At 67.0% G+C, this 25876-nt stretch carries 28 protein-coding genes; 14 read left to right on the top strand and 14 right to left on the bottom strand.

Features of this window, described 5'->3' with window-relative positions:
- From pscP to pscU, 6 genes are all read left to right on the top strand, one after another.
- The coding region (pscP, locus tag HMPREF2886_RS34715; protein ID WP_177344445.1) for a type III secretion system needle length determinant PscP at window positions 1–794 on the top strand (794 nt) is incomplete at its 5' end.
- The gene (gene pscQ / locus HMPREF2886_RS07515) at window positions 791–1720 is read left to right on the top strand and encodes a SctQ family type III secretion system cytoplasmic ring protein PscQ (protein WP_070747047.1); all 930 of its coding nucleotides are present in this window, start codon (window positions 791–793) and stop codon (window positions 1718–1720) included. The genes pscP and pscQ, both read left to right, overlap by 4 nt.
- Window positions 1717–2370 (top strand): SctR family type III secretion system export apparatus subunit PscR, encoded by a 654-nt coding sequence (gene pscR / locus HMPREF2886_RS07510; RefSeq protein ID WP_003087674.1) that lies wholly within the window; start codon window positions 1717–1719, stop codon window positions 2368–2370. Before pscQ ends, pscR begins: the two co-directional genes overlap by 4 nt.
- A gap of 2 nt (window positions 2371–2372) precedes the next feature.
- Window positions 2373–2639, top strand: coding sequence for a SctS family type III secretion system export apparatus subunit PscS (pscS, locus tag HMPREF2886_RS07505; RefSeq protein ID WP_070747045.1), 267 nt, complete (start codon window positions 2373–2375; stop codon window positions 2637–2639).
- Window positions 2636–3424 carry a SctT family type III secretion system export apparatus subunit PscT gene (gene pscT / locus HMPREF2886_RS07500; RefSeq protein ID WP_023114220.1) on the top strand — a complete coding sequence of 263 codons (789 nt, stop codon included), beginning with the start codon at window positions 2636–2638 and terminating at the stop codon, window positions 3422–3424. The genes pscS and pscT overlap by 4 nt, the downstream gene beginning before the upstream one ends.
- A complete protein-coding gene (pscU, locus tag HMPREF2886_RS07495) occupies window positions 3421–4470 on the top strand; it encodes a SctU family type III secretion system export apparatus subunit PscU (protein WP_033973963.1) in 1050 nt (349 codons plus the stop codon). Before pscT ends, pscU begins: the two co-directional genes overlap by 4 nt.
- A 105-nt stretch (window positions 4471–4575) precedes the next feature.
- Here pscU and HMPREF2886_RS07490 read toward each other — a convergent pair whose 3' ends face one another.
- The 3 genes from HMPREF2886_RS07490 to speE all read right to left on the bottom strand — a co-directional run bounded on the left by HMPREF2886_RS07490 (window position 4576) and on the right by speE (window position 8571).
- Window positions 4576–6678, bottom strand: a complete 2103-nt coding sequence (locus HMPREF2886_RS07490; RefSeq protein WP_003144785.1) for an LTA synthase family protein — start codon at window positions 6676–6678, stop codon at window positions 4576–4578.
- A gap of 2 nt (window positions 6679–6680) precedes the next feature.
- A complete protein-coding gene (locus tag HMPREF2886_RS07485) occupies window positions 6681–7550 on the bottom strand; it encodes an NHL repeat-containing protein (protein ID WP_033973960.1) in 870 nt (289 codons plus the stop codon).
- A 160-nt stretch (window positions 7551–7710) separates the two neighbouring features.
- Window positions 7711–8571 carry a polyamine aminopropyltransferase gene (speE, locus tag HMPREF2886_RS07480; protein WP_003103196.1) on the bottom strand — a complete coding sequence of 287 codons (861 nt, stop codon included), beginning with the start codon at window positions 8569–8571 and terminating at the stop codon, window positions 7711–7713.
- Between the two features lie 148 nt (window positions 8572–8719).
- On the opposite strand from speE, the gene HMPREF2886_RS07475 reads away from it, so the two are divergent.
- A complete protein-coding gene (locus tag HMPREF2886_RS07475) occupies window positions 8720–9613 on the top strand; it encodes a DNA-3-methyladenine glycosylase family protein (protein ID WP_070747043.1) in 894 nt (297 codons plus the stop codon).
- A 15-nt stretch (window positions 9614–9628) separates the two neighbouring features.
- Here the strand turns inward: HMPREF2886_RS07475 and HMPREF2886_RS07470 are convergent, their stop codons facing one another.
- The 6 genes from HMPREF2886_RS07470 to aroC form a co-directional block, all read right to left on the bottom strand.
- A complete protein-coding gene (locus tag HMPREF2886_RS07470) occupies window positions 9629–9820 on the bottom strand; it encodes a PLDc N-terminal domain-containing protein (RefSeq protein ID WP_033973958.1) in 192 nt (63 codons plus the stop codon).
- A 48-nt stretch (window positions 9821–9868) separates the two neighbouring features.
- Window positions 9869–10546: an acireductone synthase gene (gene mtnC, locus HMPREF2886_RS07465; RefSeq protein ID WP_070747041.1), complete on the bottom strand. Its 678-nt coding sequence runs from the start codon at window positions 10544–10546 to the stop codon at window positions 9869–9871.
- Between the two features lie 71 nt (window positions 10547–10617).
- The gene (locus tag HMPREF2886_RS07460; RefSeq protein WP_033973955.1) at window positions 10618–11163 is read right to left on the bottom strand and encodes a 1,2-dihydroxy-3-keto-5-methylthiopentene dioxygenase; all 546 of its coding nucleotides are present in this window, start codon (window positions 11161–11163) and stop codon (window positions 10618–10620) included.
- Window positions 11160–11777, bottom strand: coding sequence for a methylthioribulose 1-phosphate dehydratase (locus tag HMPREF2886_RS07455; protein WP_070747038.1), 618 nt, complete (start codon window positions 11775–11777; stop codon window positions 11160–11162). The genes HMPREF2886_RS07460 and HMPREF2886_RS07455 overlap by 4 nt, the downstream gene beginning before the upstream one ends.
- Window positions 11774–12925, bottom strand: a complete 1152-nt coding sequence (locus HMPREF2886_RS07450; RefSeq protein WP_070747036.1) for an MFS transporter — start codon at window positions 12923–12925, stop codon at window positions 11774–11776. Before HMPREF2886_RS07450 ends, HMPREF2886_RS07455 begins: the two co-directional genes overlap by 4 nt.
- 43 nt (window positions 12926–12968) lie before the next feature.
- A complete protein-coding gene (gene aroC / locus HMPREF2886_RS07445; protein WP_003087653.1) occupies window positions 12969–14060 on the bottom strand; it encodes a chorismate synthase in 1092 nt (363 codons plus the stop codon).
- A gap of 107 nt (window positions 14061–14167) precedes the next feature.
- Here aroC and HMPREF2886_RS07440 point away from each other — a divergent pair, with 107 nt between their 5' ends.
- Together HMPREF2886_RS07440 and HMPREF2886_RS07435 are read left to right on the top strand one after the other, a co-directional pair.
- Complete coding sequence (locus tag HMPREF2886_RS07440; protein WP_033973952.1) at window positions 14168–15151, top strand: alpha/beta hydrolase; 984 nt, start codon at window positions 14168–14170, stop codon at window positions 15149–15151.
- A 77-nt stretch (window positions 15152–15228) separates the two neighbouring features.
- Window positions 15229–16008: a hypothetical protein gene (locus tag HMPREF2886_RS07435; RefSeq protein WP_033973951.1), complete on the top strand. Its 780-nt coding sequence runs from the start codon at window positions 15229–15231 to the stop codon at window positions 16006–16008.
- A 24-nt stretch (window positions 16009–16032) separates the two neighbouring features.
- On the opposite strand, the gene prmB is transcribed toward HMPREF2886_RS07435, so the two are convergent.
- Window positions 16033–16947, bottom strand: coding sequence for a 50S ribosomal protein L3 N(5)-glutamine methyltransferase (prmB, locus tag HMPREF2886_RS07430; RefSeq protein ID WP_039027168.1), 915 nt, complete (start codon window positions 16945–16947; stop codon window positions 16033–16035).
- 170 nt (window positions 16948–17117) lie between these two features.
- Between prmB and HMPREF2886_RS07425 the strand changes: the two genes are divergently transcribed.
- The 4 genes from HMPREF2886_RS07425 to folE all read left to right on the top strand — a co-directional run bounded on the left by HMPREF2886_RS07425 (window position 17118) and on the right by folE (window position 19437).
- The gene (locus HMPREF2886_RS07425) at window positions 17118–17714 is read left to right on the top strand and encodes a cysteine hydrolase family protein (RefSeq protein WP_033973949.1); all 597 of its coding nucleotides are present in this window, start codon (window positions 17118–17120) and stop codon (window positions 17712–17714) included.
- A gap of 165 nt (window positions 17715–17879) precedes the next feature.
- Window positions 17880–18200, top strand: a complete 321-nt coding sequence (locus HMPREF2886_RS07420) for a hypothetical protein (protein WP_003087644.1) — start codon at window positions 17880–17882, stop codon at window positions 18198–18200.
- A gap of 56 nt (window positions 18201–18256) precedes the next feature.
- Complete coding sequence (locus tag HMPREF2886_RS07415) at window positions 18257–18814, top strand: Smr/MutS family protein (protein ID WP_003087642.1); 558 nt, start codon at window positions 18257–18259, stop codon at window positions 18812–18814.
- A 77-nt stretch (window positions 18815–18891) separates the two neighbouring features.
- On the top strand, window positions 18892–19437 hold the full coding sequence (gene folE / locus HMPREF2886_RS07410; RefSeq protein ID WP_012076235.1) for a GTP cyclohydrolase I FolE: 546 nt from the start codon (window positions 18892–18894) through the stop codon (window positions 19435–19437).
- A 64-nt stretch (window positions 19438–19501) separates the two neighbouring features.
- On the opposite strand, the gene HMPREF2886_RS07405 is transcribed toward folE, so the two are convergent.
- A complete protein-coding gene (locus HMPREF2886_RS07405) occupies window positions 19502–19963 on the bottom strand; it encodes a bacteriohemerythrin (protein ID WP_003087637.1) in 462 nt (153 codons plus the stop codon).
- A gap of 249 nt (window positions 19964–20212) precedes the next feature.
- Between HMPREF2886_RS07405 and HMPREF2886_RS07400 the strand changes: the two genes are divergently transcribed.
- Window positions 20213–20593: a VOC family protein gene (locus HMPREF2886_RS07400; protein ID WP_033973875.1), complete on the top strand. Its 381-nt coding sequence runs from the start codon at window positions 20213–20215 to the stop codon at window positions 20591–20593.
- Between the two features lie 27 nt (window positions 20594–20620).
- Here the strand turns inward: HMPREF2886_RS07400 and HMPREF2886_RS07395 are convergent, their stop codons facing one another.
- Genes HMPREF2886_RS07395 through tssM form a run of 3 tightly spaced genes read right to left on the bottom strand, consistent with a single transcriptional unit; the run spans window position 20621 to window position 25862 of the window.
- Window positions 20621–21610: a serine/threonine-protein kinase gene (locus HMPREF2886_RS07395; protein WP_070747033.1), complete on the bottom strand. Its 990-nt coding sequence runs from the start codon at window positions 21608–21610 to the stop codon at window positions 20621–20623.
- On the bottom strand, window positions 21607–22335 hold the full coding sequence (locus tag HMPREF2886_RS07390) for a PP2C family protein-serine/threonine phosphatase (protein ID WP_033976341.1): 729 nt from the start codon (window positions 22333–22335) through the stop codon (window positions 21607–21609). The genes HMPREF2886_RS07395 and HMPREF2886_RS07390 overlap by 4 nt, the downstream gene beginning before the upstream one ends.
- Window positions 22335–25862 carry a type VI secretion system membrane subunit TssM gene (gene tssM / locus HMPREF2886_RS07385; RefSeq protein ID WP_070747031.1) on the bottom strand — a complete coding sequence of 1176 codons (3528 nt, stop codon included), beginning with the start codon at window positions 25860–25862 and terminating at the stop codon, window positions 22335–22337. Before tssM ends, HMPREF2886_RS07390 begins: the two co-directional genes overlap by 1 nt.
- Window positions 25863–25876: the final 14 nt, after the last annotated feature.

Raw genomic sequence — 25876 nt, 5'->3', positions numbered from 1 at the left:
CAACGCCAACGCCAACGCCAACGCCAACGCCAACAGTGTCGCCGTCCGGATCGGTAGCACGGCAAGCCCCGGCGGTCTCCACGCGCGTCGCGGCGTCCACGCAAGCCCGGGAGCCGGCCAGCGTTTCGACGCCCCCGGTCGACGAACCGCCGCTGGTGCCGGTGTCCTCCCACCCGCAAATCGCAGGCCGGACGCATGAGCGGCCACAGCCCGGCCCCAGCTTCCCGGCGAAAACCGCAGCCGAGGTCGCGCCCACGGCGCAGGCCAGTGTCCAGGCTTCGCCGCCCGCGCCGACAGCGGGCGGCGAAGGCCACGGAGAAGAGCGTCGACAACCCGGAGAAACCGCTCCATCCGCACCGCCCCCCGACGACCAAGCGCCTGTGCCACTGCCCACCATGCAAACCCCCGGCGACCGCCTGCTGGCACGCCTGCTGGCATCGAACGGGAGCCGGCCACTGCCGCCGACCGATCTCGCGCGCCTGCTCGATGCCGTGCAGGGGCGCATCCAGGTCGCCAGCGCAGCCGAAAGCCATGCGGCGCGCCTGCTGGTGCGACTGCCCCAGCTCGGCGCCGTGGAGGTGCAGGTCCTGCATGGCCATGGCCAGTTGCAGGTCGAGATCAGTGCCAGCCCCGGCAGCCTGGCGTTGCTCCAGCAAGCCCGTGGCGAGTTGCTCGAACGCCTGCAACGGCTGCATCCGGAACAACCGGTGCAACTCACCTTCAACCAGCAGCAGGACAGCGGCCAGCGCTCGCGGCAACGTCGCTACCTGCATGAAGAGTGGCAAGCCGAATGAACGGTACGGACCTCGACCTGCCGCTCGCCAGCCGCGCCGAACTGGATCTCCAGCGACGTCTCGCACGTTGCCGTCGCCACTATGTCGGCAACGCTTTGCAAGCGCGCCTGGACATCGCCCAGGCCGCCCCCGACGTCGATCTCGAACTGAGCCTGGCGTGGGACGGCCTGCCCCTGCGCTTTCTCTGCCAGGCTCCGGCGCTGGCCCGTTGGCTCGCGCCGAACCTGCAGGAGGCAGCCTTCGCCAGCCTGCCGGCGGCCCTGCAACTGGCCTTGCTGGAACGCGAAGGCAACGTCTTTCCCGGCCTGGTCTGGTACGGCCTGAGCCCGACGCAACCGCGCGCTGCGATGGGCCTGCGCCTGAGCCTGGAGCGCGACGACCAGCGCCTGGCGCTCTGGCTCGACGGCGATCCCGCGACGCTGCTGGCACGCCTGCCGCCGCGCCCCTCGGCGCAACGCCTGGCCATACCGCTGCGCCTGTCGCTGCAATGGCCCGGCCTGCCGCTGGAGGCCGGCGAGCTGCGCACCCTGGAGCCCGGCGACCTGTTGCTGCTGCCTGCCGGTCATCGCCCCGACGCAGCGCTGCTGGGGGTTCTCGAAGGACGCCCCTGGGCGCGCTGCCAACTCCACTCCACGCAACTGGAACTGCTCGACATGCACGACAACCCCTCCCTCGCCGACAGCGAGGACCTGCACGAACTCGACCAACTGCCGATCCCGGTCAGCTTCGAGGTCGGCCGCCGCACCCTGGACCTGCATACCCTCTCGACCCTGCAGCCAGGCTCGCTGCTCGATCTCGACAGCGCCCTGGACGGCGAAGTGCGCATCCTCGCCAACCAGCGCTGCCTCGGTATCGGCGAACTGGTCAGGCTCCAGGACCGGCTCGGGGTGCGCGTAACCCGCCTGTTCGGACACGACGAAGCATGATCCAGTTGCCCGACGAGCTCGGCCTGATCCTCGGCCTGGCCCTGCTCGCGCTGGTACCGTTCATCGCGGTGATGGCGACCTCCTTCATCAAGATGACCGTGGTCTTCTCGCTGCTGCGCAATGCCCTGGGCGTCCAGCAGATTCCGCCGAACATGGCGATGTACGGGCTGGCGATCATCCTCAGCCTGTACGTGATGGCACCGGTCGGCTTCGCCACCCGCGACTACCTGCGCAACCACGATGTCAGCCTGAGCGACTCGGCATCGGTGGAACGCTTTCTCGACGAGGGCATGGCGCCCTACCGGAACTTCCTCAAGCGGCAGATCCAGGAGCGCGAACACACCTTCTTCATGGAAAGTACCCGCCAGGTCTGGCCCAGCGAATACGCCGAGCGGCTCGACCCGGACAGCCTGCTGATCCTGCTGCCGGCCTTCACCGTCAGCGAACTGACCCGTGCCTTCGAGATCGGCTTCCTGATCTACCTGCCCTTCATCGCCATCGACCTGATCATCTCCAACATCCTCCTGGCGATGGGCATGATGATGGTGTCGCCGATGACCATTTCCCTGCCGTTCAAGCTGCTGCTGTTCGTCCTCCTCGACGGCTGGGCGCGGCTGACCCACGGCCTGGTCATCAGCTACGGAGGCTGACCATGAGCAGCGCCGACATCCTCCACTTCACCAACCAGACCCTGTGGCTGGTGCTGGTCCTGTCGCTGCCGCCGGTACTGGTCGCGGCCCTGATCGGCACCCTGGTATCGCTGGTCCAGGCGCTCGCCCAGATCCAGGAGCAGACCCTCGGCTTCGTCGCCAAGCTGGTGGCCGTGGTGGTGGTACTGTTCGCCACCAGCGGCTGGCTGGGCGGCGAGCTGTACCGTTTCGCCGAAATGACCCTGCTGAAGGTGCCGCTGGTGCGATGAGCGTCCAGGACCTGCAGCAACTGCTGCTGACCTACAGCCTGCTGCTGCCGCGGATCATCAGTTGCTTCGTGGTCCTGCCGGTGCTGGCCAAGCAGACCCTGGGCGGCGGCCTGGTGCGCAACGGCGTGGCCTGCTCGCTGGCGCTGTTCGCCTACCCCATCGTCGCCGGCAGCCTGCCGCCGGCCCTCGGCGCGCTGGACATCGCCCTGCTGATCGGCAAGGAAGTGCTGCTCGGCCTGCTCATCGGCTTCGTCGCCACCATTCCCTTCTGGGCCATGGAAGCGACCGGCTTCATCATCGACAACCAGCGTGGCGCGGCACTCGCCTCGACCCTCAACCCCAGCCTGGGCAGCCAGACCAGCCCCACCGGGCTGTTGCTGACGCAGACGCTGATCACCCTGTTCTTCTCCGGCGGCGCCTTCCTCGCGCTGGTCGGCTCGCTGTTCAGGAGCTATGCCAGTTGGCCGGTGAGCAGTTTCTTCCCGCAGCTCGGCAGCCAATGGGTGGCATTCTTCTACGCGCAGTTCTCGCAGATGCTGATGCTCTGCGCGCTGTTCGCCGCGCCGCTGCTGATCGCCATGTTCCTCGCCGAGTTCGGCCTGGCGCTGGTCAGCCGCTTCGCTCCGTCGCTGAACGTGTTCATCCTCGCCATGCCGATCAAGAGCCTGGTGGCCAGCCTGCTGCTGGTGCTCTACCTGGGCATCCTCATGGAGCACGCCTACGATGCCCTGCTGCTCGCCGTCGACCCGCTGCGCCTGCTGCGGCCAGTGCTGGAGACGCCATGAGCGCCGAGAAGACCGAGCAGCCCACGGCGAAGAAGCTGCGCGACGCCCGCCGGCAGGGCCAGGTGGTGAAGAGCAAGGAAATTGTCTCCAGCGCGTTGATCCTGTCGCTGGTGGCGCTGCTGATGGGCTTTTCCGACTACTACCTGGAGCATCTCGGCAAGCTGCTCCTGCTGCCCGCCGAGTACATCGACCTGCCGTTTCGCCAGGCGCTGGAGACCATCCTGGAGAACCTTCTCCAGGAACTCCTCTACCTCCTGGCGCCGGTCCTGCTGGTCGCGGCGCTGGTGGTGCTGCTCAGCCATGTCGGCCAGTACGGTTTCCTGCTCAGCCTCGACAGCGTCAAGCCGGACCTGAAGAAGATCAACCCGGTGGAGGGCGCGAAGAAGATCTTCTCGATCCGGAGCCTGGTGGAGTTCCTCAAGTCGACCCTGAAGGTCGCCCTGCTCTCCCTGCTGGTCTGGCTGACCTTGCAGGGCAACCTGGCCAGCCTCCTGCGGATTCCCGCCTGCGGGCTGGACTGCGTGGCACCGGTGAGCGGGCTGATGCTCAGGCAGCTGATGCTGGTCTGCGCGGTCGGCTTCCTGGCGATTGCCGTCGCCGACTACGCCTTCGAACGCCATCAGCACTACAAGCAGTTGCGCATGAGCAAGGACGAAGTGAAGCGCGAGTACAAGGAGATGGAGGGCAGCCCGGAGATCAAGAGCAAGCGCCGGCAATTCCATCAGGAACTGCAATCGAGCAACCTGCGCGCGGATGTCCGGCGCTCCTCGGTGATCGTCGCCAACCCGACCCACGTCGCCATCGGCATACGCTATCGACGCGGCGAAACGCCCCTGCCGCTGGTCACCCTGAAGCACACCGACGCCCTGGCCCTGCGGGTCCGGCGCATCGCCGAGGAAGAAGGAATCCCGGTGCTGCAACGAGTTCCGCTGGCACGGGCGCTGCTGCGCGACGGCAATGTCGACCAGTACATACCGGCGGACCTGATCCAGGCCACCGCCGAAGTCCTGCGCTGGCTGGAAAGCCAGCAGACGGATACGCCCTGATCGCTATCGGGCAGGGCGGCCGCCTCGGCACCGACGACGAAAGACGCTGCGACCTGGCGCCGAAAAAAAGGGGCCCGAAGGCCCCTTTCGCATGCTTGCTACGGGTCAGTCCTTGTCCGGGATCCCGTGTACCACGCCCGCGGTATTGTCCAGCAGGCTCTTGGTCGCGGTCTGGATGAACGACTCCAGCTTCTTCTGCAGCTCGGCCTGGTCCGGCACGTCCTTGGTGATCACCGCCTTGGCATCGCCGCCCAACTGGTAATCGTAGACGCGCACGTCACCGTCCTTCGGCCGCACCAGGATGCGGTTGCCGGAGACGATGGCGACGTTCTGCTCGCTGCCCGACGGCTTGATCACGCCGAAGCCCTTGTCGCCTTCCGGCAGGTTCAGCAGGTCGCGGCCCCAGCACTGGTGGACGGTCTCGCCGCCGAGCAGGCCCATGATGGTCGGCACGATGTCGACCTGGGTACCGACGGTCGGCAGGTGGGTACCGAACTTCTCCTGGATGCCGGGGGCGATCAGCAGCAGCGGCACGTTGAAGCGGTGCAGGTCCATCTCGGTGAGCTGCTCGGGGCTGCCGAAGCCATGGTCGCCGACCACCACGAAAAGGGTGTCCTTGTAGTACGGCGACTTCTTCGCCTTCTCGAAGAACTGGCCCAGCGCCCAATCGGAATAGCGCATGGCGGTCAGGTGCTCGTCGAGCGAACCGTAGCCGGTCACGCGCTCCACCGGCAGGTCCTTCGGCAACGCATAGGGCACGTGGTTGGAGAGGCTCTGCAACAGCGCATAGAACGGCTTGCCGGTGCTCGCCAGCTTGTCCAGCTCCTCGTTGCCACGGGCGAACATGTCCTGGTCGGAGACGCCCCAGGTCGGATCGGAGAACACCGGGTCGACATAGTCGTTGCGGCCGATGAAGGTGGTCATGCCCTGGTTGCTGAAGAAGCCGGACTGGTTGTCCCAGGCGAAATCGCCGTTGTAGACGTAGACGTCCTCGTACTGGCGGGCGCTGAGCAACTGCGGCAGGCCGGAGAACTTGTGGCCGCCCTCCGGGGTTTGCATCAGGTATTCGAAGCCCGGCAGATTGGGGAAGCAGGCCATGGTGGCGAACATGCCCTGGTGGGTATGGGTGCCGTTGGAGAAGAACTGGGTGAACAGCAGGCCTTCCTTCGACAGCTTGTCGAAATACGGCGTGATGTTGCCCGGCGCGCCCAGGGCACCGACATAGTGGCCGGCGAAGCTTTCCAGCAGGACCACCACCACGTTGCGGATCGGCAGGGTATTCGCCGCCGGCGGGGTGAACTCGCGGCGCACCGCGGCCTCGTCGGCGTCCACCAGCTTGTCGTTGGGGGTCAGCAACATCTGCCGGGTGGTCTCCAGGGCGACCTTGTCGTCCAGGGTGGCCTTCCAGATGTTCGCGCGGTCTTCGGAGAAGCGCTCCTTGGCCGCCTTGACCAGGGTCAGGGTGCCGTTCAGGCCCAGTTGGTTGGCGAACATGGATTCGGTGGTGAAGGCATCGCCCCAGCGCAGCGGCGGGCCCTGGCGCAGGGTGCCGCGGGCGGCGAGGACGCAGACCAGCACGCAGAGGAACAGCACCACGCCGCGCACGTACCAGGGCGCGGCAGCGCCCGGCCGGGCGATCACGCTGTCTTCGCGCGGCTTGCGCTGGCTCGGGCGGGTCGCCAGGTCGATGGCCTTGAACACCCGGTACAGCACCCAGGTGGCGAAGGCCCAGGCCAGCAGGTAGCGGACCACCGGGAAGCCGTACCAGAGCATGCTCATGACGGTCTTCGGGTCTTCCGACATGTACTGGAAGACCAGGCTGTTCAAACGCTGGTGGAACTCGCGGTAGAAGTCCAGTTCGAGTACGCCGAGGAACAGGGTGATGCTGGCGAACAGCGTCAGCCATGTACGGAACAGGCCGCGAGCGGCCATCGCACGTACCGCGAACAGCGACAGCACCAGCGGCGCCACGGCATAGACGACGACCCGCAGGTCGAAACGCACGCCGTTGCCGAACGCTTCGAGGAAGGTGCTCGCCGGAGTCGCGCCGATCAGTTCGCGGTTGTAGATCAGCAAGGCCAGGCGCAGCAGGCTGAACATGACCAGCAGCACCAGCGCGCTGAGCGCGGTGAACGCCAGGTGACTGCGGATGGTGGGCTGGAACAGCCGTGGGGGCGATTGGGTGGTTCGGACTTCCGTTTGGTCCATGTTTACAATTCGCTCTTCTGTCGTTCGATTTCGAGAATGCGGTCCCGCCCCTGCTCGGCCAGCAGGTAGCGGCCGGGCCCGATGGGCAGTAGGGACTGTGCGGAACGCAGGCGCCGTACGATCACCTGCAGCGGCCCGTCGGGCGGCAGCAGCAAGGCTCGCGCGTTATGCGTCGAGTCCTCGGTGATCCACAGGCCTTCGCTGTCGCACAGCAGAAAACTCGGTGCATTCAGTCCGTTCAGCACCACCTCGTCCTCGGCCCCCTCGTGCAGACGCATGACGTGGCCGCGTTTCTTTTCCGTGTAGAAGACGCTTCCGTCCGGGCAGGCGGCCACCCCTTCGGAGCGCTGCAACCCCTCGCGCAGTATCGTCAGTCCGCCCGTCTCCGGGTCGTAGCGGAGAATCCGCCCGTCCAGGTCGCGATCCTCGGCGGCGTACAGGTAGCGGCCGTCGCTGGCGACGCCCTCCACCTGGATGCCGTCGAACAGCGGCCGGGCCTGCTGGGCATGCCACCAGAACACCGGAGAGGCGCCCTGCTCCTGGCTGATCGCGATGCCGTCGCGGAAGCTGGCCATGCCGTCGGGCTTGGACAGCCCGTCGAGCACCGTATCGCGGCTGCCATCGGCGGCGACGCGGAACACCAGGCCCTTGCCGTCCTGCAACTCCTGGCTCACGTAGAGCAGGCCGTCCGGGTCGCGGGCCAGGGCGCTGACGTGGGGAATGTCCTCGAGCACTACCCGGTAGGTCCAGCCGGAGACGGTGGCTGCCGGGGCGAAACGCTGCCAGCCGAGGAAGGCCAGGGCGATGAAGAGGACGCTACCGAGCAGGCAGGAGACTACTACGCCGCTCTGGCGCAATCGTTTGGTCAGCATTCGATGCACTCAAGGACAAAACTGCCATTTATAGCCATGGCAACGGAAAAAAGCGCGCAGATTTTCCCGGATCGATTGTGAAAAAAATGTTAGCTGGCAGTAACAGGGGATGTCGGAGCGACGCATGAAAAAGGGCCTTGCGGCCCTTCCTGATGAAGCGTCAGTCGTTGTCCTGCTTGCCGATGGCCTGCAGCACATACTGCGGCAGAGCAAACGCGCCCAGGTGGATATCGGCGTTGTAGTAGCGGGTGGCGATGCCGCTGTCGCGGAAGCGCTGGCGCAGCGTTTCCAGCGGAAGGCGACGCAGGCCTTCGCGGGTCGAGCCCCAGGCGAAGGTCATGGCGCCGCCGATATAGGTCGGCACCGCCGCCTGGTAGAAATGCCAGTCGGCGAACAGCCCGTCGGTACGTGCGGCCGTGGTGCGCACTTCCTCCAGTTGCATGAACGGCGTGCCGTTCTGGGTGACCAGGATGCCACCCTCGTTCAGGCAGCGCCGGCAGGCCTGGTAGAAGTTCTCGGAGAACAGCACCTCGCCAGGGCCGATCGGGTCGGTGGAGTCGGAGATGATCACGTCGAAGCGTTCTTCCGTGGTAGCCACGAAGCGCATGCCGTCGTCGATCACCAGGTTCAGCCGCGGGTCGTCGAAGGCGCCCTGGGAGTGGTTGGGCAGGAACTCCTTGCACATGTCGACCACGGTGCCGTCGATCTCGACCATGGTGATCCGCTCGACGCTCTTGTGCTTGGCCACCTCGCGCAGCATGCCGCCGTCGCCGCCGCCGATGATCAGCACGCGCCGGGCCGCGCCGTGGGCGAGGATCGGCACGTGGGTGAGCATCTCGTGGTAGATGAACTCGTCGGCCTCGGTGGTCTGGATCACTCCGTCGAGCGCCATCACCCGGCCCATCCGGGCGTTTTCGAAAATCACCAGGTGCTGGTGCTCGGTGCGCACCTCATGCAGCATGTTGTCGATGCTGAAGCGCTGGCCGTAGCCCTGGTACAGAGTTTCCTGATAATCGCTCATGGGCCGGGATCTCCCTGGTAAGGCTGCAATCTGGCAGCGGGACTTGCCCGCGCCGCGAAGAAAGGCGCGCATTCTACGCTGGCGGCAATGACAGGTCGAACCCCGCCGGCGGATGGCGCCGGCTGCGCCGGACAGGTATCGTCTGCCCATGAGCCAGCCTACCTCTCCCCTCGTCCTGCACCTGCCCTACCAGTCACCCTGGGAATGGCGCCAGTTCCACCAGCATTTCGCCCTGCGCCTGCTCGCCGGTGTCGAAAGCCTGGGCGACGACCATTATGCCCGCAGCTTCCGGGCCAACGGCCGCCCGGCCTGGTTCGAGGTGCGACCGCTGGCGGAACGCCAGGCCCTGGCGCTGAGCCTCAGCCCGTCCGCCCAGGCCCTGGCCGCCGAACTCGAGGCACGGGTCCGCCGGATGTTCGACCTGGACAGCGACCCGGCCGCCATCGCCCGGCATTTCGCCGGGGATCCCCTGCTCGGCCCGCTGGTGGCCGCCAATCCGGGGCTGCGCCTGCCGGTGGCCTTCGACCCCTTCGAACAGGCGGTGCGCGCCATCGTCGGCCAGCAGGTCACGGTGAAGGCCGCGGTGACCATCACCGGGCGCCTGATCCAGCGCCTCGGCGAGCCGCTGGAAAATCTCGGCTACGCCGGCATCAGCCACCTGTTCCCGACGCCCGCCGCGCTGGCGCAAGCCAACCTCGACGGCATCGGCATGCCCGGCAAACGGGTACAGACGCTGCAACGCTTCGCCGCGGCGATCGCCTCGGGAGAGCTGAGCCTGGACCTGGCGGACGGCCCCGAGGCCCTGGTGGAGCGCCTCTGCGCGCTGCCCGGCATCGGCCCCTGGACCGCCGAATACATAGCCCTGCGTGCCATGGGCGAAGCCGACGCCTTCCCCGCCGCCGACCTCGGCCTGCTGAAATCCACGGTCTGGGGGACGCAAGGCATCGATGCGCGCAGCCTCAAGGCCCGCGCCGAGGCCTGGCGGCCTTGGCGCGCCTACGCTGCGATCCACCTGTGGAACCACTACGCCGCAGGCGGCTAGCGCCGCGGCGGGAGGCTACAACCTGAGGTTGCCGCGCGGGCCGGCGATGGCCCAGATGATCAGGCCGAGCACCGGCAGGACGATGATCACCAGGACCCGGATGATCTTCATCCCGGTTTCCGCAGCGCTTTTCAGGATGTTGACGATGGCCCAGATATCCAGGGCCAGGATGACCAGGCTGATCAGCCCGCTGAGGGTGGAACCCATGGCGCGATGCTCCCGAGCAAGAGAGTTCCCTCAGGATAGCCGGCGCGTTCACTCCACGACGATGTCGGCGAAGCTGGCCACCGTCGGATGGCCGTCAAGGCTGCCGCCTTCGCGGGCCAGGCCGAGCGTGCGCATGCCCGCGTCGCGCGCTGCATCCAGCTCCTGCACGACGTCGGAAAGGAAAAGGATCTCCGCGGCCGGCAGGCCGATGGCCCCGGCGATCCGCGCATAGGAGGCGCTTTCCCGCTTCGGCCCGCTGGTAGTGTCGAAGTAGCCGGAAAACAGCGAGCCCAGGTCGCCGGCCTCGGAACAGCCGAAGATCAGCTTCTGCGCCTGGATCGAGCCGGAGGAATAGACGTACAGGTCCAGCCCACGGGCCTTCCACTCGCGCAGCGCCTGCACCGCGTCCGGGTAGACGTGGCCCTTCAACTGACCGTCGCGGTAGCCCTGGGCCCAGACCATGCCTTGCAGGGCCTTCAGCGGCGTCGCCTTGCGGTCCTCGGCGATCCATTGCAGGAGGATCGCGATCGTCCGCTCGACATCGGCGTCCGCCTCACCGCTCTCGGCACGCACCGCCGCCAACTGTGCGGCTACCTCGGTCTCCCCGGCGTGTTCGCGGACGAAGCCCGGCAGGTGCCGGGCGGCATAGGGAAACAGCACGTCGAAAACGAAGCTGACCGCGCTGGTGGTGCCTTCGATGTCGGTGAGGATGGCTTTGATGGTCATGCGGACTCCGGATGAAACCGCCCCCGGCAGGACCGGGGGCGCGGATGGTGACGGATGGGACGGTGCCTCGCTCAGTCTTCCAGCAGGGGGAAGCGGCTGGCGATGTCGTCGCCGGTGAACTGGGCGACCCAGCCCTCCGGGTTGTTGAACAGGCGCACGGCGACGAAATGCGGGTGCTCGCCCATGTCGAACCAGTGGCGGGTGCCGGCCGGCACCGAGATCAGGTCGTTGCGCTCGCAGAGCACGGCGTAGACATGCTCCTCGATATGCAGGACGAACAGGCCGCGCCCGGCCACGAAGAAGCGCACCTCGTCCTCGCCATGGCGGTGCTCGTCGAGGAACTTGGCGCGCAACTCGGCCTTCTGCGGGTGGTCGCTGTTCAGGCTGACCACGTCCACGGTGATGTAGCCGCGCTCGCGCTTGAGCCGCTCGATCTCGTGGGCGTAGGCGGCGACCACCTCGTCCTGGCTGGCGCCGGCGGCGATGGGCGCGGCGGCTTCCCAGCGTTCGAAACGGACGCCGACCTCGGCCAGGGTCGAAGCGATGTCCTCGGCATGGGTCAGCAGCTTCAGCGGCTGCTCCGGCTGGTTCTCGTGATAGACGGTAAGGCTGCTCATCGGCTCAGACTCAGTACTTTCAGTTCACACTCGAACAGAAACTCGAAAGCTTCCACCTGACGCAGGGCATCGCTCATGCGCGCGCCCCAAGTGTACAGCCCGTGGCCGCGGATCAAATACCCCGGGCAGTGCGGATGCGCATCCAGCCAGGGCTGCACGCGGCTGGCCAGGCGGGCGATGTCCTGGTCGTTGTCGAAGATCGGCACCTCGACCTGTCCTTCGTGGGTGGTGACCCCGGCGAAGGCCTTCTGCAATTCGTAGTCCCGCAACACCAGGCGATCGCCGCGGACCAGGCGGGAAAGCACGGTGGCATTCACCGAGTGGGTATGCAGCACCGCGCCGATCGCCGGGCTCCAGGCATACAGCTGGGTGTGCAGGAGGGTCTCCGCCGAGGGTTTCTTGCCCGGTTCCAGGCTGTTGCCGGCCAGGTCGGTGGCCAGCACGTCGTCGAAGCCCAACTGGCCCTTGTGCTTGCCCGAGACGGTGAGCAGCGCGCGCTGTTCGTCCAGGCGCGCGGAGTAGTTGCTGCTGGTCGCCGGTGACCAGCCGCGGCCGTAGAGGAACCGGCCGGCGTCGATGATCTGCTGGGTCAGCTGTTCACGGTTGTCGTTCATGCCCGCACCTCTTGCAAACGGGTACTGATGATAGCGGCTGCCAGCAAGGCTGCCAGGCTGGCGATGGCGAAGGTCCAGGCAGGGCCCAGGCTGTTCCAGCTATAGCCGGAATACAGCGCGCCCAGGGCTCCGCCGGTACCGGCCAGCGCAGCATACAGGGCCTGGCCCTGTCCCTGCTGGCGCGGGCCGAAGCTACGCTGCACGAAATGGATGGCAGCCGCATGAAAACTGCCGAAGGTGGCGGCATGCAGCGTCTGGGCAAAGACCAGCAGCGCCAGGCTGTCGGCCAGGTTGCCGAGAAGCAGCCAGCGCAGCGACGCCAGCAGGAAGCTCGCGGCCAGCACCTGGCGCAGGCTGAAACGTTGCAGCAGGCGTGGCATGACGAGGAACAGCATGACCTCGGCGACCACCCCCAGCGCCCAGAGCAGACCGATCAGCGCCCGGCTGTAGCCCAGCGATTCCAGGTGCAGGGTCAGGAAGGTGTAGTACGGCCCATGGGACAGCTGCATCAGGCACACGCACAGGTAGAACGCCAGCACGCCCGGCTGGCGCAACTGGGCGAGGAAGCCGCCCTCGCCTTCGCGCGGTTCGCGATGGGTCGGCTGGGCGTTGGGCACCCACCAGCTGCACAGCACGATGCCGAGCATGATACCCAGCAGCGTCGCCGGGTAGACATCCAGGCTCAGGCGCTCGAACAGCGCGCCGAGACCGACCACGGTGCAGATGAAACCGATCGAGCCCCACAGGCGAATCCGGCTGTAGCTGGCGCTGCGCTCGCGCAGGTGGGCCAGGGTGATGACCTCGAACTGCGGCAGCACGGCGTGCCAGAAGAACGCGTGCAACGCCATCACCAAGGCCAGCCACGCGTAGCTGTGGCTGACGAAGATCAGCGAGAAGCCCAGCGCCGTGCATACCGCGCCGAAGCGCACGATGGCCAGGCGCTGGCCGCTGCGGTCGCCCAGCCAGCCCCACAGGTTGGGCGCGACGCAACGCATCAGCATGGGAATCGCCACCAGCTCGCCGATGCGCGGGCTGGGGAAGCCCAGGTGATGGAAATACAGGGCGAGGAACGGCGCCGTGGCGCCGAGCAGGCTGAAATAGAAGAAATAGAAGCTGGACAGGCGCCAGTAGGGAACCGCGCTGGTCACGATCCGCCGTTCACCCGTCCCGCAGCGCGGCCTGCCACAGCCCTCACAGCTGCGGCAGGACCGGCGTGTCGACGCGCACGTCGGCGTTCTGCCCACGCTGGCGCAGCAACTGGTCGAGCAGGACGATGGCCATCATCGCCTCGGCGATCGGCGTGGCGCGGATGCCGACGCACGGGTCGTGACGACCCTTGGTGATCATGTCCACCGGCTCGCCGGCGGTATCGATCGAACGGCCGGGAGTGGTGATGCTGGAGGTCGGCTTCAGTGCCAGGTGGGCGACGATCGGCTGGCCGGAGGATATCCCGCCGAGGATGCCGCCGGCATTGTTCGACAGGAAGCCTTGCGGGGTCAGTTCGTCGCGGTGCTCGGTGCCGCGCTGGGCGATGCTGGCGAAGCCGGCGCCGATCTCCACGCCCTTCACCGCGTTGATGCTCATCAGCGCATGCGCCAGTTCGGCGTCCAGGCGGTCGAAGATCGGCTCGCCCAGGCCCGGCGGCACGCCTTCGGCAACCACGGTGATCTTCGCCCCGACCGAATCCTGGTCGCGGCGCAACTGGTCCATGTAGGCCTCCAGCTCCGGCACCTTGTCCGGGTCGGGGCTGAAGAAGGCATTCTGCTCGACGCTGTCCCAGCTCCTGAACGGAATCTCGATCGGCCCGAGCTGGCTCATGTAGCCGCGCACCTGGATGCCCAGGCCCGCCAGGTATTTCTTGGCGATAGCCCCGGCGGCCACGCGCATGGCGGTCTCGCGCGCCGAGGAACGGCCGCCGCCGCGGTAGTCGCGCACGCCGTACTTGTGGTGGTAGGTGTAGTCGGCGTGGGCCGGGCGGAACAGGTCCTTGATCGCCGAGTAGTCCTTGGATTTCTGGTCGGTGTTGCGGATCAGCAGGCCGATCGGCGTACCGGTGGTCTTGCCCTCGAACACCCCGGAAAGAATCTCCACCTCGTCGGCTTCCTGGCGCTGGGTGGTGTGCCGGCTGGTGCCGGGCTTGCGCCGGTCGAGGTCGCGTTGCAGGTCCCGGGCGGACAGTTCCAGCCCCGGGGGGCACCCATCGACGATGGCGACCAGCGCCGGGCCGTGGCTTTCGCCTGCGGTGGTGACGGTGAAGAGCTTGCCGTAGGTGTTGCCGGACATGCGAGGCTCCGCGTGAGGACGAGAGGGAAAGACATCGGAGTATACCCGTCAGGGACGGGCCTGCGAACCTTCCCCGGAGGACGCGATCAAAGCGCTATCATCGACCCATGAAGACCTCCATGCCGCGCGCCCTCCTCGCCCTGTTCTGCCTGCTCGCCAGCCTGGCCCACGCCGCTCCCAACAGCATCCTGCACCGCCCCTACGACCTGGACACCGGGCACGGCGTGCTGCGCGGCTCCTTGCTGCTACCCCGCAGCGCCGTGCCGCCGCCGGTGGTCCTGCTGGTCGCCGGCTCCGGTCCCACCGACCGCGACGGCAACAACCCCTTCGGCGGCAACAACCGCTACCTGCTGCGTCTCGCCGAGGCCCTGGCCGAACGCGGAATCGCCAGCGTGCGCTACGACAAGCGTGGAGTCGCCCGCAGCCTGGCGGCGGCGCCACGCGAGGAAGACCTCAGCGTCGGCGTCTATGTCGACGACGTGGTCGCCTGGAGCGAGCGGCTGGCCCGCGACCCGCGCTTCTCCCGGCTGATCCTGGTCGGCCATAGCGAAGGCGCGCTGATCGCCAGCCTGGCGGCGCCTCGCACGCCGGCCGAGGAATTGATCGCCATCGCCGGCAGCGGCCAACCCATCGACCGGGTGTTGCGCGAGCAACTGCGCGGTCGCCTGCCGCCGGCGCAACTGCGCCGGGCCGACTCGGTGCTGGCTTCGCTGAAGGCCGGCGAGACCCGCGGCGATATCCCGCCGGCGCTCTCCAGCCTGCTCCGCCCCAGCGTGCAACCGTACCTGATCTCGTTGTTCCGCGAAGACCCGGCCCGCGCGTTCGGCCGCCTGCGCATCCCGACCCTGATCGTCCAGGGCCGCAATGACATCCAGGTCGGCGTCGCCGACGCCGAGGCGCTCCAGCGGGCCAAGCCCGACTCGCAACTGGTGCTCATCGACGGCATGAACCACATCCTGCGGATCGCCCCGAGCACCGGTCTGCAGCAGCTTTCCGCCTACAACGACCCGAACCTGCCGCTGGCCCGGCAACTGGTCGAGGCGGTCAGCCGCTTCATCCTGCGCGGCGCAGAGGCGGAAAAAGGCCGCTGAGCCGCTACAGAAATCGCTTCCCGCGCCGACAAGTTCTGAAAGCCGGCCCGTGAAGGCGGCCGGCCAGAGGATGTCCGATGATCGATAGCGATACCCAACCGGCCGCAGAAGAAGCCGAGAAGAAACCGCCGCACCCCTGGGCCGAACTGGCGCCGGAGCATTTCCGCCTGCTCCGCCTGGCGCCGCTGCCCACCGACCGCGCGACCGGCGCCCGCCCCCTGCGCTTCGTCCAACTCGGCAGGGTCGAACGGCACAGCGCGGACCAGAGCCTGCTGCGCCTGAGCATCCAGGTGCCAGGCCTGATGCTGCGCAAGGAGCAGAACCTGCTGGAGGTCTGGGCCGATCATCGCAACAAGGAAGTGCGTTTCGGTTCGGACGCCGGGCTCAGCCTGGAACCCCTGAACCGCGGGCTGGGCCGTTTCCTGCTGGCCCAGGCGATCGCCTGGGCGCAACGACGCTGGGCCCACTACAAGGTGGAAGGCGGCGCACTGGCGCTGAAGGATGGCCTGACCGAAGACGCACGCCTGCGCCGCGACCATTTCATCCGCGCCCAGGGCTTCGACGTCAGCTATGAGGACCAGCGGTTGCTCAAGGCCCGCTACAGCGCCGGCCGGGTCAGCGAGCTGCACAGCGATTGGCACAAGGACAAGGTACAGATCGTGCCGCTGCTGGACGCCGCGGCGATGCTGGAACAGGCCGAGCAGACCCTGCAGGCCCAGGAGGCGGAGATCCGCCAACTGGAACAGCGCATCAACCACTACCGCCGCGACGACACCAGCCTGCGCTTCACCATCGCCTGCCTGACCGCCTTCGCGGTGTTCCAGGCCGGCCTGCTGATCTGGATCGCCACTCACTGAACCGGCGGCACCAGCCGCCTTCGATCACTTTTCCAAGCGCGAACGGAACAGTTCCCGGTGCTCGCGGCACTGCGCGGCGGACAGCATGAACACCCCGTGGCCGCCGTGCTCGAACTCGAGCCAGGTGAAGTCCACTTCCGGGTACAACGCCTGCACATGGACCTCGCTGTTGCCTACCTCGACGATCAGCAGGCCTTTCTCGCTGAGGTGGTCGGCCGCCTCGGCGAGCATCCGTCGCACCAGGTCCAGGCCGTCGTCGCCGCAGGCCAGGCCGAGTTCAGGCTCATGATGGAACTCCGCCGGCATGTCGGCGAAGTCCTCGGCATCCACGTAGGGCGGATTGGACACGATCAGGTCGAAGCGCTGGCCGGGCAGCCCGGCGAAACCGTCGCCCTGGACGGTGTAGACCCGCTCGCCGAGGTCGTGGCGCTCGATATTGACGTTGGCCACCTCCAGCGCATCGAAGGACAGGTCGGCGAGCACCACCTCCGCCTGTTCGAACGCATAGGCACAGGCGATGCCGATGCAGCCTGAACCGGTGCAGAGGTCGAGGATTCGCGTCGGCTCGGCCGGCAGCCAGGGCGCGAAGCGCTGCTCGATAAGCTCGGCGATAGGCGAGCGCGGCACCAGCACGCGTTCGTCGACGCTGAAGGGAATCCCGCAGAACCAGGCTTCGCCCAGCAGGTAGGCCGCCGGAATCCGTTCCTCGATGCGCCGCCGGAGGATCTCCGCCAGTTCGGCGCGTTCATCGTCTTCCAGGCGACAATCCAGGTAGCTGTCAGAAATTTCCCAGGGAAGGTGCAGGGAGCCCAGAACCAGGTGGCGCGCCTCGTCCCAGGCATTGTCGGTGCCGTGACCGAAGAACAGGCCGGCGGCGTGGAAACGGCTGACAGCCCAGCGGATGTAGTCGCGCAGGGTGAGCAGACGGGACTCGGACATGACGGAATTGCTCCTCGCAACGCACAAAAGGGCGACATTCTAGCCGATCGCGCCGGAGCTGGCCTCCAGCGCGGGAAGTCCATACCACTTTAGTGCGCATGCGGCAAAGGTTCACAGGCTCGCCGATAGGGGCCAGAATGAAAGGCATGTGCCTTCTCAGGAGTAGTGACATGCCTCATCCGCTCACCCTTTTGCAGATCAGCGGACGCGGCTACCCGCCAGCCCCCCTTCGGCAGAGCACCTTGCTGATCATCGATGCCCAGGAAGAGTACCGCAGCGGCGCCCTGCGCCTGCCAGGCCTCGACGCCGCGGTCGCGGAGATCGGCGTGCTGGTGCAGGCGGCCCGCGCCAGCGGTACGCCCATCGTGCATGTACGCCACCTGGGTATCCAGGGCGGCCTGTTCGATCCGCAAGGGCCGCGCGGCCAGTTCCTCCCGGAACTGCAACCGGAAGCCGGGGAAAAGGTCGTGGAGAAACGCCTGCCCAATGCCTTCTCCGGCACCGAGCTGCACGACCTGTTGCAGAACCATGGCCGTCTCGACCTGATCGTCTGCGGTTTCATGACCCATTCCAGCGTCAGCACCACCGTGCGTGCGGCCAAGGACTACGGCTACCGCTGCACCCTCGCCGACAGCGCCTGCGCCACCCGCGACATACCCACCCTGAACGGCGGGGTCCTGAGCGCCGCGGACCTGCAACGTGCCGAGATCGCCGCCCTCGGCGACAACTTCGCGGCGATCGTCGCCCAGGCCCGGGAACTGCTCTGACCGCCCATCCAGCCGCCCTCCCGTCCCGCCCTGCGGAGGACTAGTCTGCCTGCAGGGCCATGGCTTGCGGCGAGAAGACGAGCGGCGCACGGTTTGCTCCCGGGAACCCGGGAACCCGGCCGGAAGGTTCCGGTCCTAGCCCCGATGACACACGAGGAAGTCGGGATGAAGTTGTCCGATAGTTTCGATGCGCGCCGGCTGCGCCCGCGCCGGCCGAGAGTCTGGCGCTGGCGCCTGGCGGCGGCGTTCGCGGCCCTGGTGGCGAGCCTGGGCGTACTGCTGTCGCTGGCCGGCACCTCGGCCTTGATCGGCCGCCAGCCGGCTGTCGGCATGCTGCATATCGAACCCGCCGCCGGCGGCGTATTGCTGGCCCTTGGCCTGCTGTCGCTCTGCCTCGGCGTGTTCTTCTGGCGTTTCAGCCGCCGCCGCAGCCGCCGCAACAGCGATCTGAGCCTGTCGCCGAACCTGATGAAAAAGCGCGACTGAGCGGGCTGCCGGCGTCCGGCCGATCCGGTAAACTGCGCCGCTTCGCGGAGGCTCCCATGCAAGACGACGACTTTTCCCTGTTCAAGAGCGAGATGCGTGGCGTCAAGCGCATTTCGGTCGACCGAGCCGATACCGGCAAACCTCGCAACGACCGCCAGCAACTCAAGCAGCGCCAGCTCAATGCCAGCGTGCGCAACGACGAAATCCGCGTCGATGGCCTGTCCGACCAGTTCGTCATCGACGTCGGCCCCGAGGACGAGCTGTCCTGGGCCCGCGACGGCGTCCAGGAAAGCCAATTGCGCAAGCTCAAGCAGGGCCTGGTGCCCTTCGACGGTAGCCTCGACCTGCACGGCATGAGCGTGGAGAAGGCCCGGCAGACGCTATGGGACTTCCTTGCCGAAGCCACCCGCCTGGAAATCCGCTGCGTGCGCGTGACCCATGGCAAGGCCGCGCGCAAGGACGGACGCAGCCCGCTGGTGAAAAGCCACGTCAATACCTGGTTGCGCCAGCACCCGCAGGTGCTCGGTTTCACCTCCTGCCTGCCACGCCACGGCGGCACCGGCTCGGTCTACGTGATGCTGCGCAGGACCATGCTCGAAGGCCGCGACGAGTAGCCGGCAACCGCCGAGTCTTGCCAGCGGCCCGGCGACGTCCTACCCTCCGCGCTGGTAATCGTCTGACTGGAACGCCCATGTCCCTGGAACAACACTACTCCTCGATCCTCACCCAGCTCGGCGAGGACGTTAACCGCGAAGGTCTGCTGGACACGCCCAAGCGTGCCGCCAAGGCCATGAAGTACCTGTGCCGCGGCTACGAACAGAGCCTGGAAGAAGTCGTCAACGGTGCCCTGTTCAGCTCCGACAACAGCGAAATGGTATTGGTCAAGGACATCGAGCTGTACTCGCTCTGCGAGCACCACCTGCTGCCCTTCATCGGCAAGGCCCACGTGGCCTATATCCCGAACGGCAAGGTGCTCGGCCTGTCGAAGGTCGCGCGGATCGTCGACATGTACGCCCGCCGCCTGCAGATCCAGGAGAACATGAGCCGGCAGATCGCCGAGGCGGTCCAGCAGGTCACCGGCGCCCTCGGCGTCGCGGTGGTGATCCAGGCCCAGCACATGTGCATGATGATGCGCGGCGTGGAGAAGCAGAACTCGTCCATGGTCACTTCGGTGATGCTCGGCGAATTCCGCGACAACGCCGCCACTCGCAGCGAATTCCTCAGCCTGATTCGCTGAGGCCAGGTCCGCTGGCGAAAGAACCGGCCCCACTGGGCCGGTTTCGCGTTTCCCTCCCCGGCGATCAGCCGAAGAAGCGCTTCATCGAGCGCGACAACCAACCGCCCTCGCTCTTGTCCTTGACCAGTTCGGACATGCTGTGGCGTACCGCATCCACGTAACCGGCGTCGTCGTTGCGGATGTGGTTGAACAGCCAGCGCGAGAGCAAGCCCTTGAGTTCGTCGCCGACATCCTCGCCGGCCTGGAAGCGCACCCGGTATTCGGAGACCCGGCGGATGAACAGCTCGTGGATCTTCTTGTGCGCCCGGGAAAACTGGTAGCCGGCATCCTCCATCAGGGTTTCCTCGAAGGCGAAGTGCGACAGCGTGTAGTCCACCAGCTCCTCGATCACCTCGGCGATCGCCGCGTGTTCCTTGCCTTGCTGGGCGTCGTGCAGGTGATTGATCATCTCGACGATGCGTTTGTGTTGATTGTCGATGACCTGAATACCGGTATTCAGGTCATCCTGCCAGACCAGATGCGCCATGATGACTTCCCCCAAGCGAACAGCGAACGGCCTTTCCGAACGGCCTGGGGCCAGGGTATTTTTGTGACGCAGTGCGGGTATTGACGCCGGTCAAGCGGGACAAGATGTTAATGAATTTCGAATGAATTCATTCGCCGCCTCGCGGCGCGGCGGCGTGCCCGCTCGATCCACTCGGTTTCGCGCGGCTGAACATCGACCATCGTCGCCAGAAAGCGGCGTCACCAGCGGTCCCGACAGGACAGGAAGGAAATGAACCTGATCGCGCACGTGGAAATACCGGTGTCCGACCTGGAGAGGGCGATGCGTTTCTACGCCTCGGTGTTCGGAGTGGCGTTCGGCAAGGTAGCCACCCTGCACGGAAGCAGAATGGCGCATTTCCCCTTCGAGGAAGGCCGTGACGGTGCCAGCGGCGCACTCGCCGAGGGCGACGTCTACGTGCCTACGCCACATGGGGCGATCATCTACCTGAATGTCGCGGATCTGGATGCCGTCCTTGCTCGGGCCCTCGGCGAAGGCAGCGAAATCCTCTTCCCGAAGACGCCGCTTGGCGACGGCGTGTTCATCGCCGAGATCAGGGACAGCGAAGGCAACCGTATCGCCCTGCAGAGCGCTTGCGGAGAGCAGCCATAGAGGCCCTGCAAACCGAGCGCCGCCGGCTCAACGGGCGAAAACGCCGGCCAGCCAGGAACGCCGTGCGCCCAGCGCTTCCTGCAATTCGCGGACGCCGATGCAGCGCCGTTCGGGGTCGAGGCTCAGGGCGGTACGCAGCGCCGGCCAGCAGCGCCGAGGCAGGTGTCCGGGCGCGCGCAACTGGCGCTCCAGCCCCTGCTCCCGGGCCTGGTTCGAGGGCAGGCGGCGGAACGGATGGCGACCGTCGGCCAGTTCGTAGAGGACGCAGGCCAGCGCATACAGGTCGGTCGCCGGCGACAACGGCGCGCCCTCGAGCAGTTCGGGAGCGGCGTAGCCCGGAGTCCAGGCGTCGATGCAGCCCCGGCTGAGCTGCGGCAGGCCGTCCAGGATGCCTGCCTGCGCCTGGCCGAGGCCGAAGTCGAAGAGCCGCACGCCCTCCTCGCCGAGCATCACGTTGCTCGGCTTCAGGTCGCCATGCAGCACCCCTTGTTCGTGGACATAGGCCAAAGCATCCAGCAACGGCCGGGCGATCGCGCTCAGTTCGGACCAGGGCAGGCCTTCGGGGCGCTCGCAGAGCAGGCGGTCGAGCGGCAGGCCAGACATGAGTTCCATGACGATGTAGGCGCGCTGGCATGCGGTGTCGACGTCGAAAGTGAACAGACGCACGACGTTCGGATGGCGCAAGCGCCGGGTCAGGGCGAACTCGCTATAGAGCAAGGCGCTGCCGTCGGGTGACTCGGCGACCGATTCGTTGAGCAGCTTCAGCGCTACCAGCGGCGCCGGGTCGCCGAACTGCTCATGGAGCAGGTCCCGGGCACGGTATACCGTCCCCATGCCGCCGGCGCCGAGCATCCGCTCCAGACGGTAGCGTCCGGAAAGAACGTCCGGCAGCGGACCGGGCAACACGGCCGGCAGGTCCGGCGCCGAGGCGGTCGGGGCGGCGAAGGCGAAATAGGTCAGGTTCGCGCCGCCCTCCTCCTCCGGCAGCAGCTCCAGCGACGACAGCGGTTCGTTCATTGGCGGATCACCACGGCCGTCAGGTTGTCCCGCGCGGCGCCGCTCAAGGCGCCGTCGAACAGCCGCTCCACCGCCACCTGCGGCGATGCCAGGCTCAACGCGCGGCCCAGTGCATCGGCGCTCAGCTCTTCGTAGAGTCCGTCGCTGCAGAGCAGGAAGACATCACCGGGATGCACCTCCAGTTCCAGCACGTCCAGCACCAGTTGTTCGCTGGCGCCGACGGCACGGGTCAGCGCGCGCGCCGAGGGATAGGCGCGGGCCTGCTCGATATCCATCCGCCGTTCGTCGACCAGTCGCTGCAACAGCGAGTGGTCGCGGGACAGCTGGTACAGCCGCTGGCCGCGCCACAGGTAGCAGCGGCTGTCGCCAACCCACACGCAGGCCGCCCGCGAACCCTCGACGACCAGTGCCACCACCGTACTGCCGATGATCCTGTCGCCGCGCTCGGCGCTGAGGGTGAGTTCCTCGCCCAGGCGCCGGTTGAGCCAGTGCAGGCACCGGCGCATCGCGTTCAGGCGCTCGTCGAATCCCGCCCGGGCCGGCAATTCCGCCAGGCTGGTGACGATCATCCGGCTGGCCAGGTCGCCGGCCTGGTGCCCGCCCATGCCATCGGCGACCGCCCAGAGCCCGCGATCCGGGCAGTCCAGGAAGGCATCCTCGTTGCGCGCGCGGACCTTGCCGCGATCCGTGCGCGCCGCGCTGCGCCAGGGCTCGGTGCGTTGCATCAGAGCTGCACCGGCATGCGGAAGCTGCGCAGGACCGCGAGATCGAACGGATTCGGCGTGCGCTGGGCGAGCAGCAGGTAGTTGGCGCGCAGGCCGCCCAGGTCGGCCTTGAGCACCATCACGTCACGCCCGCTGAGGTACTCGGTCTGCATCAGGTCGAACAGCCTGAACAGCGACCAGGGCCCGGTATTGCGTTCGATTCCCACCGGTCGCCCGGCCATCTTCTCCAGCACCAGGCTGGTGCGGCCGCCGTCGGCGTCGCTGGGCCACTTGAACGACATCGGCACGATCGGGCCGTGGCGGTATTCCATGGATTGACCGTCGAAACGGAACTCGGCGCGGCTGACGCCAGGATCGAGGGTATAGGGCTCCAGGCGGAAGCGCACCTGCGGCTCGGCCGGGTTCTCGGCGAAGAAGCTCTGGCGGATCACCTGGGCCGTGCCCATCTGGTCGAGATAGACCTTGGACATCGGCAGGCTGTAGCCGTCCACGCTGCGCAGGCGGTAGCTGCCCGGGTCGCCGCTGACGAAGGGCCGCATGTAGGTTTCGAAGAAGCGTTCGGCGACGCCCTGCGCCTTGAAGAACTCGCGGAAATCGCTGACCGCGACATCGCTGGCGCTGTGCGCGTTGAACGGGTAGCGCTTGTTGATCGCCTTGCTGTAGAAACCGTACAGCTCGCTCTGGTAGCGCTGGTTGAGGTACAGGTAGGCATCGCCGAGGACCAGCCGCCAGGCGTCTTCGGCCAGCACGCTGAACCATCCGCCGAGCGGTCGCGGCAGTCGCGCGGAGGCGTTGCGCAGGTTGCTCAGGGCATCGCGCTGGCCGCCCATGCGGCTCTTCGCCATGTCGAAAGCCGCCTGCTCCGGCTGGCTGGCGCGCGCCAGTCCGGCGAGTTGCAACTGCAACTCGTTGAGCGCCTGCAACAGCGGGGAGAGGTCGGCCGCCGGGCCGTTGTTATCGTCGAGCAGGCGATGCAGGGGCTCGAAGCGGCGTTGCAGGGACTTCTTCGCGGTATCCGGCAGGTTCTTCGCCAACGCGTCCCTGGCCTTGCCGGCCGCCGCGGCGGCCGCCTTGCCCAGCTTGCCGCCCTTTTCCGCGGCCTTGTCGCCGGCCTCTGCCAGCGCCTCGGTGCTCTCCGCCAGGACCGGGAAACGGGTGTTCTCACGGACCTCCAGCAACAACTGGAGGATCGGCGAGTTGGCGGCGAGCAGCCCGGAAACCTGGTCGGCACCCTCGCCGGCATCGTTGAACGGCAGCAGGCCCAGGCGTCCGACCGCCTCGCTCCAGAAGTTCGCGTAGTCGCGGAAATACAACTGTTCGAGTTCGACCATCAGGCGCCGCAGGTCCATGTCGCTGATCCCGCTGCCCTCGCCCAGGACCCAGTTGTCGCGAAGGATGTCGTTGACCAGGCTGGCGCCCTGGACCACGAAGTACTGCTGGTAGCCCTGCTGGGTATAGAACCCCGGGATCACGTAGTCGGTGCCGACGAACAGACCGGCCTGCGGCCCCAGGTGCTGGCCGAAGCGATACTCGGGCAGGCTCCGTGCCTGTTCGCGCAGCACCCGGTAGACCACGTTGGCCAGGGACTCGCTGCGCAGCACCTGGCGTGCCTGGGCCACCAGGGTCTCGTTCAGCGGATAGCTGAACGGTTGCTCGAGCAAACGGGCGAAATGCGTGTTCAGGCCATTCTGCACGGTGCCGTTGCCGGCATAGCGCTGCGACCAGTCGGTAGCCACCCAGTCCTTGAGCCATCCGTTCTCGCGGCGCTCGCGCAGATTCAGCATCAGGTAGGCCCGCAGGCTGTTGAGCAGGCGTTCGCGATTCTGCATGTTGCCGCGGATCTGCGCTTCGAGCATCCGCGCCACGCGCGGCAGCAGTTGTGTCTCCAGCTCGCGGCGATAGGCAGCGGCCAGCGGCGGGTTGACCTCGTTGCCCTGGTACAGCCCGGCGCGCTCGTGCAGCGAGACTTCCCCTTTGGGCGGAAACACGGTGGTCGCCGCATAGCTGCTATCCAGCGTCTTCAGCGCCGCCATGGCGTCATCGCGTTCGCCAAGCGCCTGGCGCTGCTGGGTCCATTGCTGCGCCAGCTCGCGTAGCCGCTCCAGGCGCTCGTGGTTGGCCGAGAAACCGCCAGCCCAGAGCAGGCCGAATAGCAGAAGGAGCGCCAGCGAACCGACGTACAGGGCGCGCTGGCCCCAGTGGATGCGCGTGCGTTCGCGGCGATCGAGGCCTGCCAGGTTGGCCTCGGGGAAGATCACCTGGCTCAGCAGGTGATGGATGAAGCGCGAGCGCCCGTTGCGCAGGGTCGGCAGCAGGCCGCTGGCGATCCCCAGGTTGGCGCCGATGCCGGCGGTGTCCTCGTCCAGCTGCTGGGCCAGGTGCGGCGCGCTGGTCAGGTAGAAACCGCGCAGGCGGCTGGCGCGCTGGTATCGATTGCCGGTGAAGGCGAGTTCGACGAACAGGCACAACCGCTCGCCGATCTGGCCAAGCTGGTGCGGAAAGTCGAGGATGCGACCGCGACGCAGGGTATCGCGCTCCTGGTGGATGCGCATGATCACCTGGCTGTTCAGGCGTCGCAGGAGGTCCTCGAACGCCTGGCGCAGGACCGTCACATCGGTGCCGTTCTGCTCCTTGCCGAAGCTGGTGCCCAGAACCTGGTCGCTCTCCTCGCGGCTCAACTGGTCGAAGAACTCGTCGAAGCCGAGCAACTGGTCGGCCTTGCTCAACACCAGGTAGACCGGCAGATCGAGGTGCAGAGTCTGCTGGATTTCCTGCAGGCGCGCGCGCACCTGGCGAGCCAGCGTATCCAGCGCCATCTCGTCGTCGCTGAGCAACGTTTCCACCGGAATCGACACCATCACGCCATTCAGCGGCCGTGCGCGGCGGCGCTTGCGCAACAGGCCGAGCAGGGTCGCCCAGGCGCCCCCGTCGACTTCGCCGTCGGCTTGGGTCAGGTAGCGCCCGGCGGTGTCGATCAGGACGCCGTGGTCGGCGAAGTACCAGTCGCAGTAGCGCGTACCGGCGGTGTCACGGGTCAGCTTGCGGTCGATCCGGTTGATCGGGAATTCCAGTCCGGAAAAGTCCAGCAGGCTGGTCTTGCCGCTTCCCTGCGGGCCGATCAGCAGGTACCAGGGCAGCTCGTTGCGCCAGCGCTCGCTGCGGCCGCGGTACAGGCTGGAGGTCTTCAGGGTGCGCAGGGCGTCCTTGAAGCGGCTGCGCAATTCCTTCTGTTCGTCTTCGATCAGACCGTCGCGGCGCAGGCGCTCCTGGCCCTCGTTGCTGTCCTCGACGGCCTTGCGCCGCACCCCGGCGCGCCAGCTGACGAAGACCATCGCCAGTCCCCAGACCAGGAACATCAGGCTGATGCTCAGCAACCGCGAGGTCGGGCTTTCCCAGAACTTGTAGTCGGCGACCGCCAGCAGCGGCCCGACGAACCACACCAGCAATGCCGCCAGGAGTACCAGCAACAGCGTCCAGACCCACGTCTTGCGCAGGAAGGCGCCGACTTTCTTGAAGAAGTTTTTCATTTCGCGTCCCTGTG

Origin of the sequence: Pseudomonas sp. HMSC066A08 (genome assembly GCF_001813025.1) — a bacterium.
GTDB classification, from domain to species: Bacteria; Pseudomonadota; Gammaproteobacteria; order Pseudomonadales; family Pseudomonadaceae; genus Pseudomonas; species Pseudomonas aeruginosa.
The sequence above is the reverse complement of the archived record's forward strand: the minus strand, read 5'-3'. Positions and strand labels throughout refer to the sequence as shown.

Coding starts and splice junctions, on each gene's coding strand:
- HMPREF2886_RS07460 (WP_033973955.1), bottom strand. CDS start 11,163: ATGAGCAGCCTTACCGTCTATCACGAGAACCAGCCGGAGCAGCCGCTG.
- pscS (WP_070747045.1), top strand. CDS start 2,373: ATGAGCAGCGCCGACATCCTCCACTTCACCAACCAGACCCTGTGGCTG.
- HMPREF2886_RS07485 (WP_033973960.1), bottom strand. CDS start 7,550: ATGCTGACCAAACGATTGCGCCAGAGCGGCGTAGTAGTCTCCTGCCTG.
- speE (WP_003103196.1), bottom strand. CDS start 8,571: ATGAGCGATTATCAGGAAACTCTGTACCAGGGCTACGGCCAGCGCTTC.
- aroC (WP_003087653.1), bottom strand. CDS start 14,060: ATGTCCGGCAACACCTACGGCAAGCTCTTCACCGTCACCACCGCAGGC.
- folE (WP_012076235.1), top strand. CDS start 18,892: ATGTCCCTGGAACAACACTACTCCTCGATCCTCACCCAGCTCGGCGAG.
- HMPREF2886_RS07420 (WP_003087644.1), top strand. CDS start 17,880: ATGAAGTTGTCCGATAGTTTCGATGCGCGCCGGCTGCGCCCGCGCCGG.
- HMPREF2886_RS07475 (WP_070747043.1), top strand. CDS start 8,720: ATGAGCCAGCCTACCTCTCCCCTCGTCCTGCACCTGCCCTACCAGTCA.
- pscR (WP_003087674.1), top strand. CDS start 1,717: ATGATCCAGTTGCCCGACGAGCTCGGCCTGATCCTCGGCCTGGCCCTG.
- HMPREF2886_RS07490 (WP_003144785.1), bottom strand. CDS start 6,678: ATGGACCAAACGGAAGTCCGAACCACCCAATCGCCCCCACGGCTGTTC.
- HMPREF2886_RS07435 (WP_033973951.1), top strand. CDS start 15,229: ATGATCGATAGCGATACCCAACCGGCCGCAGAAGAAGCCGAGAAGAAA.
- HMPREF2886_RS07440 (WP_033973952.1), top strand. CDS start 14,168: ATGAAGACCTCCATGCCGCGCGCCCTCCTCGCCCTGTTCTGCCTGCTC.
- HMPREF2886_RS07455 (WP_070747038.1), bottom strand. CDS start 11,777: ATGAACGACAACCGTGAACAGCTGACCCAGCAGATCATCGACGCCGGC.
- pscQ (WP_070747047.1), top strand. CDS start 791: ATGAACGGTACGGACCTCGACCTGCCGCTCGCCAGCCGCGCCGAACTG.
- HMPREF2886_RS07395 (WP_070747033.1), bottom strand. CDS start 21,610: ATGAACGAACCGCTGTCGTCGCTGGAGCTGCTGCCGGAGGAGGAGGGC.
- mtnC (WP_070747041.1), bottom strand. CDS start 10,546: ATGACCATCAAAGCCATCCTCACCGACATCGAAGGCACCACCAGCGCG.
- pscU (WP_033973963.1), top strand. CDS start 3,421: ATGAGCGCCGAGAAGACCGAGCAGCCCACGGCGAAGAAGCTGCGCGAC.
- pscT (WP_023114220.1), top strand. CDS start 2,636: ATGAGCGTCCAGGACCTGCAGCAACTGCTGCTGACCTACAGCCTGCTG.
- HMPREF2886_RS07470 (WP_033973958.1), bottom strand. CDS start 9,820: ATGGGTTCCACCCTCAGCGGGCTGATCAGCCTGGTCATCCTGGCCCTG.
- HMPREF2886_RS07425 (WP_033973949.1), top strand. CDS start 17,118: ATGCCTCATCCGCTCACCCTTTTGCAGATCAGCGGACGCGGCTACCCG.
- HMPREF2886_RS07390 (WP_033976341.1), bottom strand. CDS start 22,335: ATGCAACGCACCGAGCCCTGGCGCAGCGCGGCGCGCACGGATCGCGGC.
- HMPREF2886_RS07400 (WP_033973875.1), top strand. CDS start 20,213: ATGAACCTGATCGCGCACGTGGAAATACCGGTGTCCGACCTGGAGAGG.
- HMPREF2886_RS07405 (WP_003087637.1), bottom strand. CDS start 19,963: ATGGCGCATCTGGTCTGGCAGGATGACCTGAATACCGGTATTCAGGTC.
- tssM (WP_070747031.1), bottom strand. CDS start 25,862: ATGAAAAACTTCTTCAAGAAAGTCGGCGCCTTCCTGCGCAAGACGTGG.
- HMPREF2886_RS07415 (WP_003087642.1), top strand. CDS start 18,257: ATGCAAGACGACGACTTTTCCCTGTTCAAGAGCGAGATGCGTGGCGTC.
- prmB (WP_039027168.1), bottom strand. CDS start 16,947: ATGTCCGAGTCCCGTCTGCTCACCCTGCGCGACTACATCCGCTGGGCT.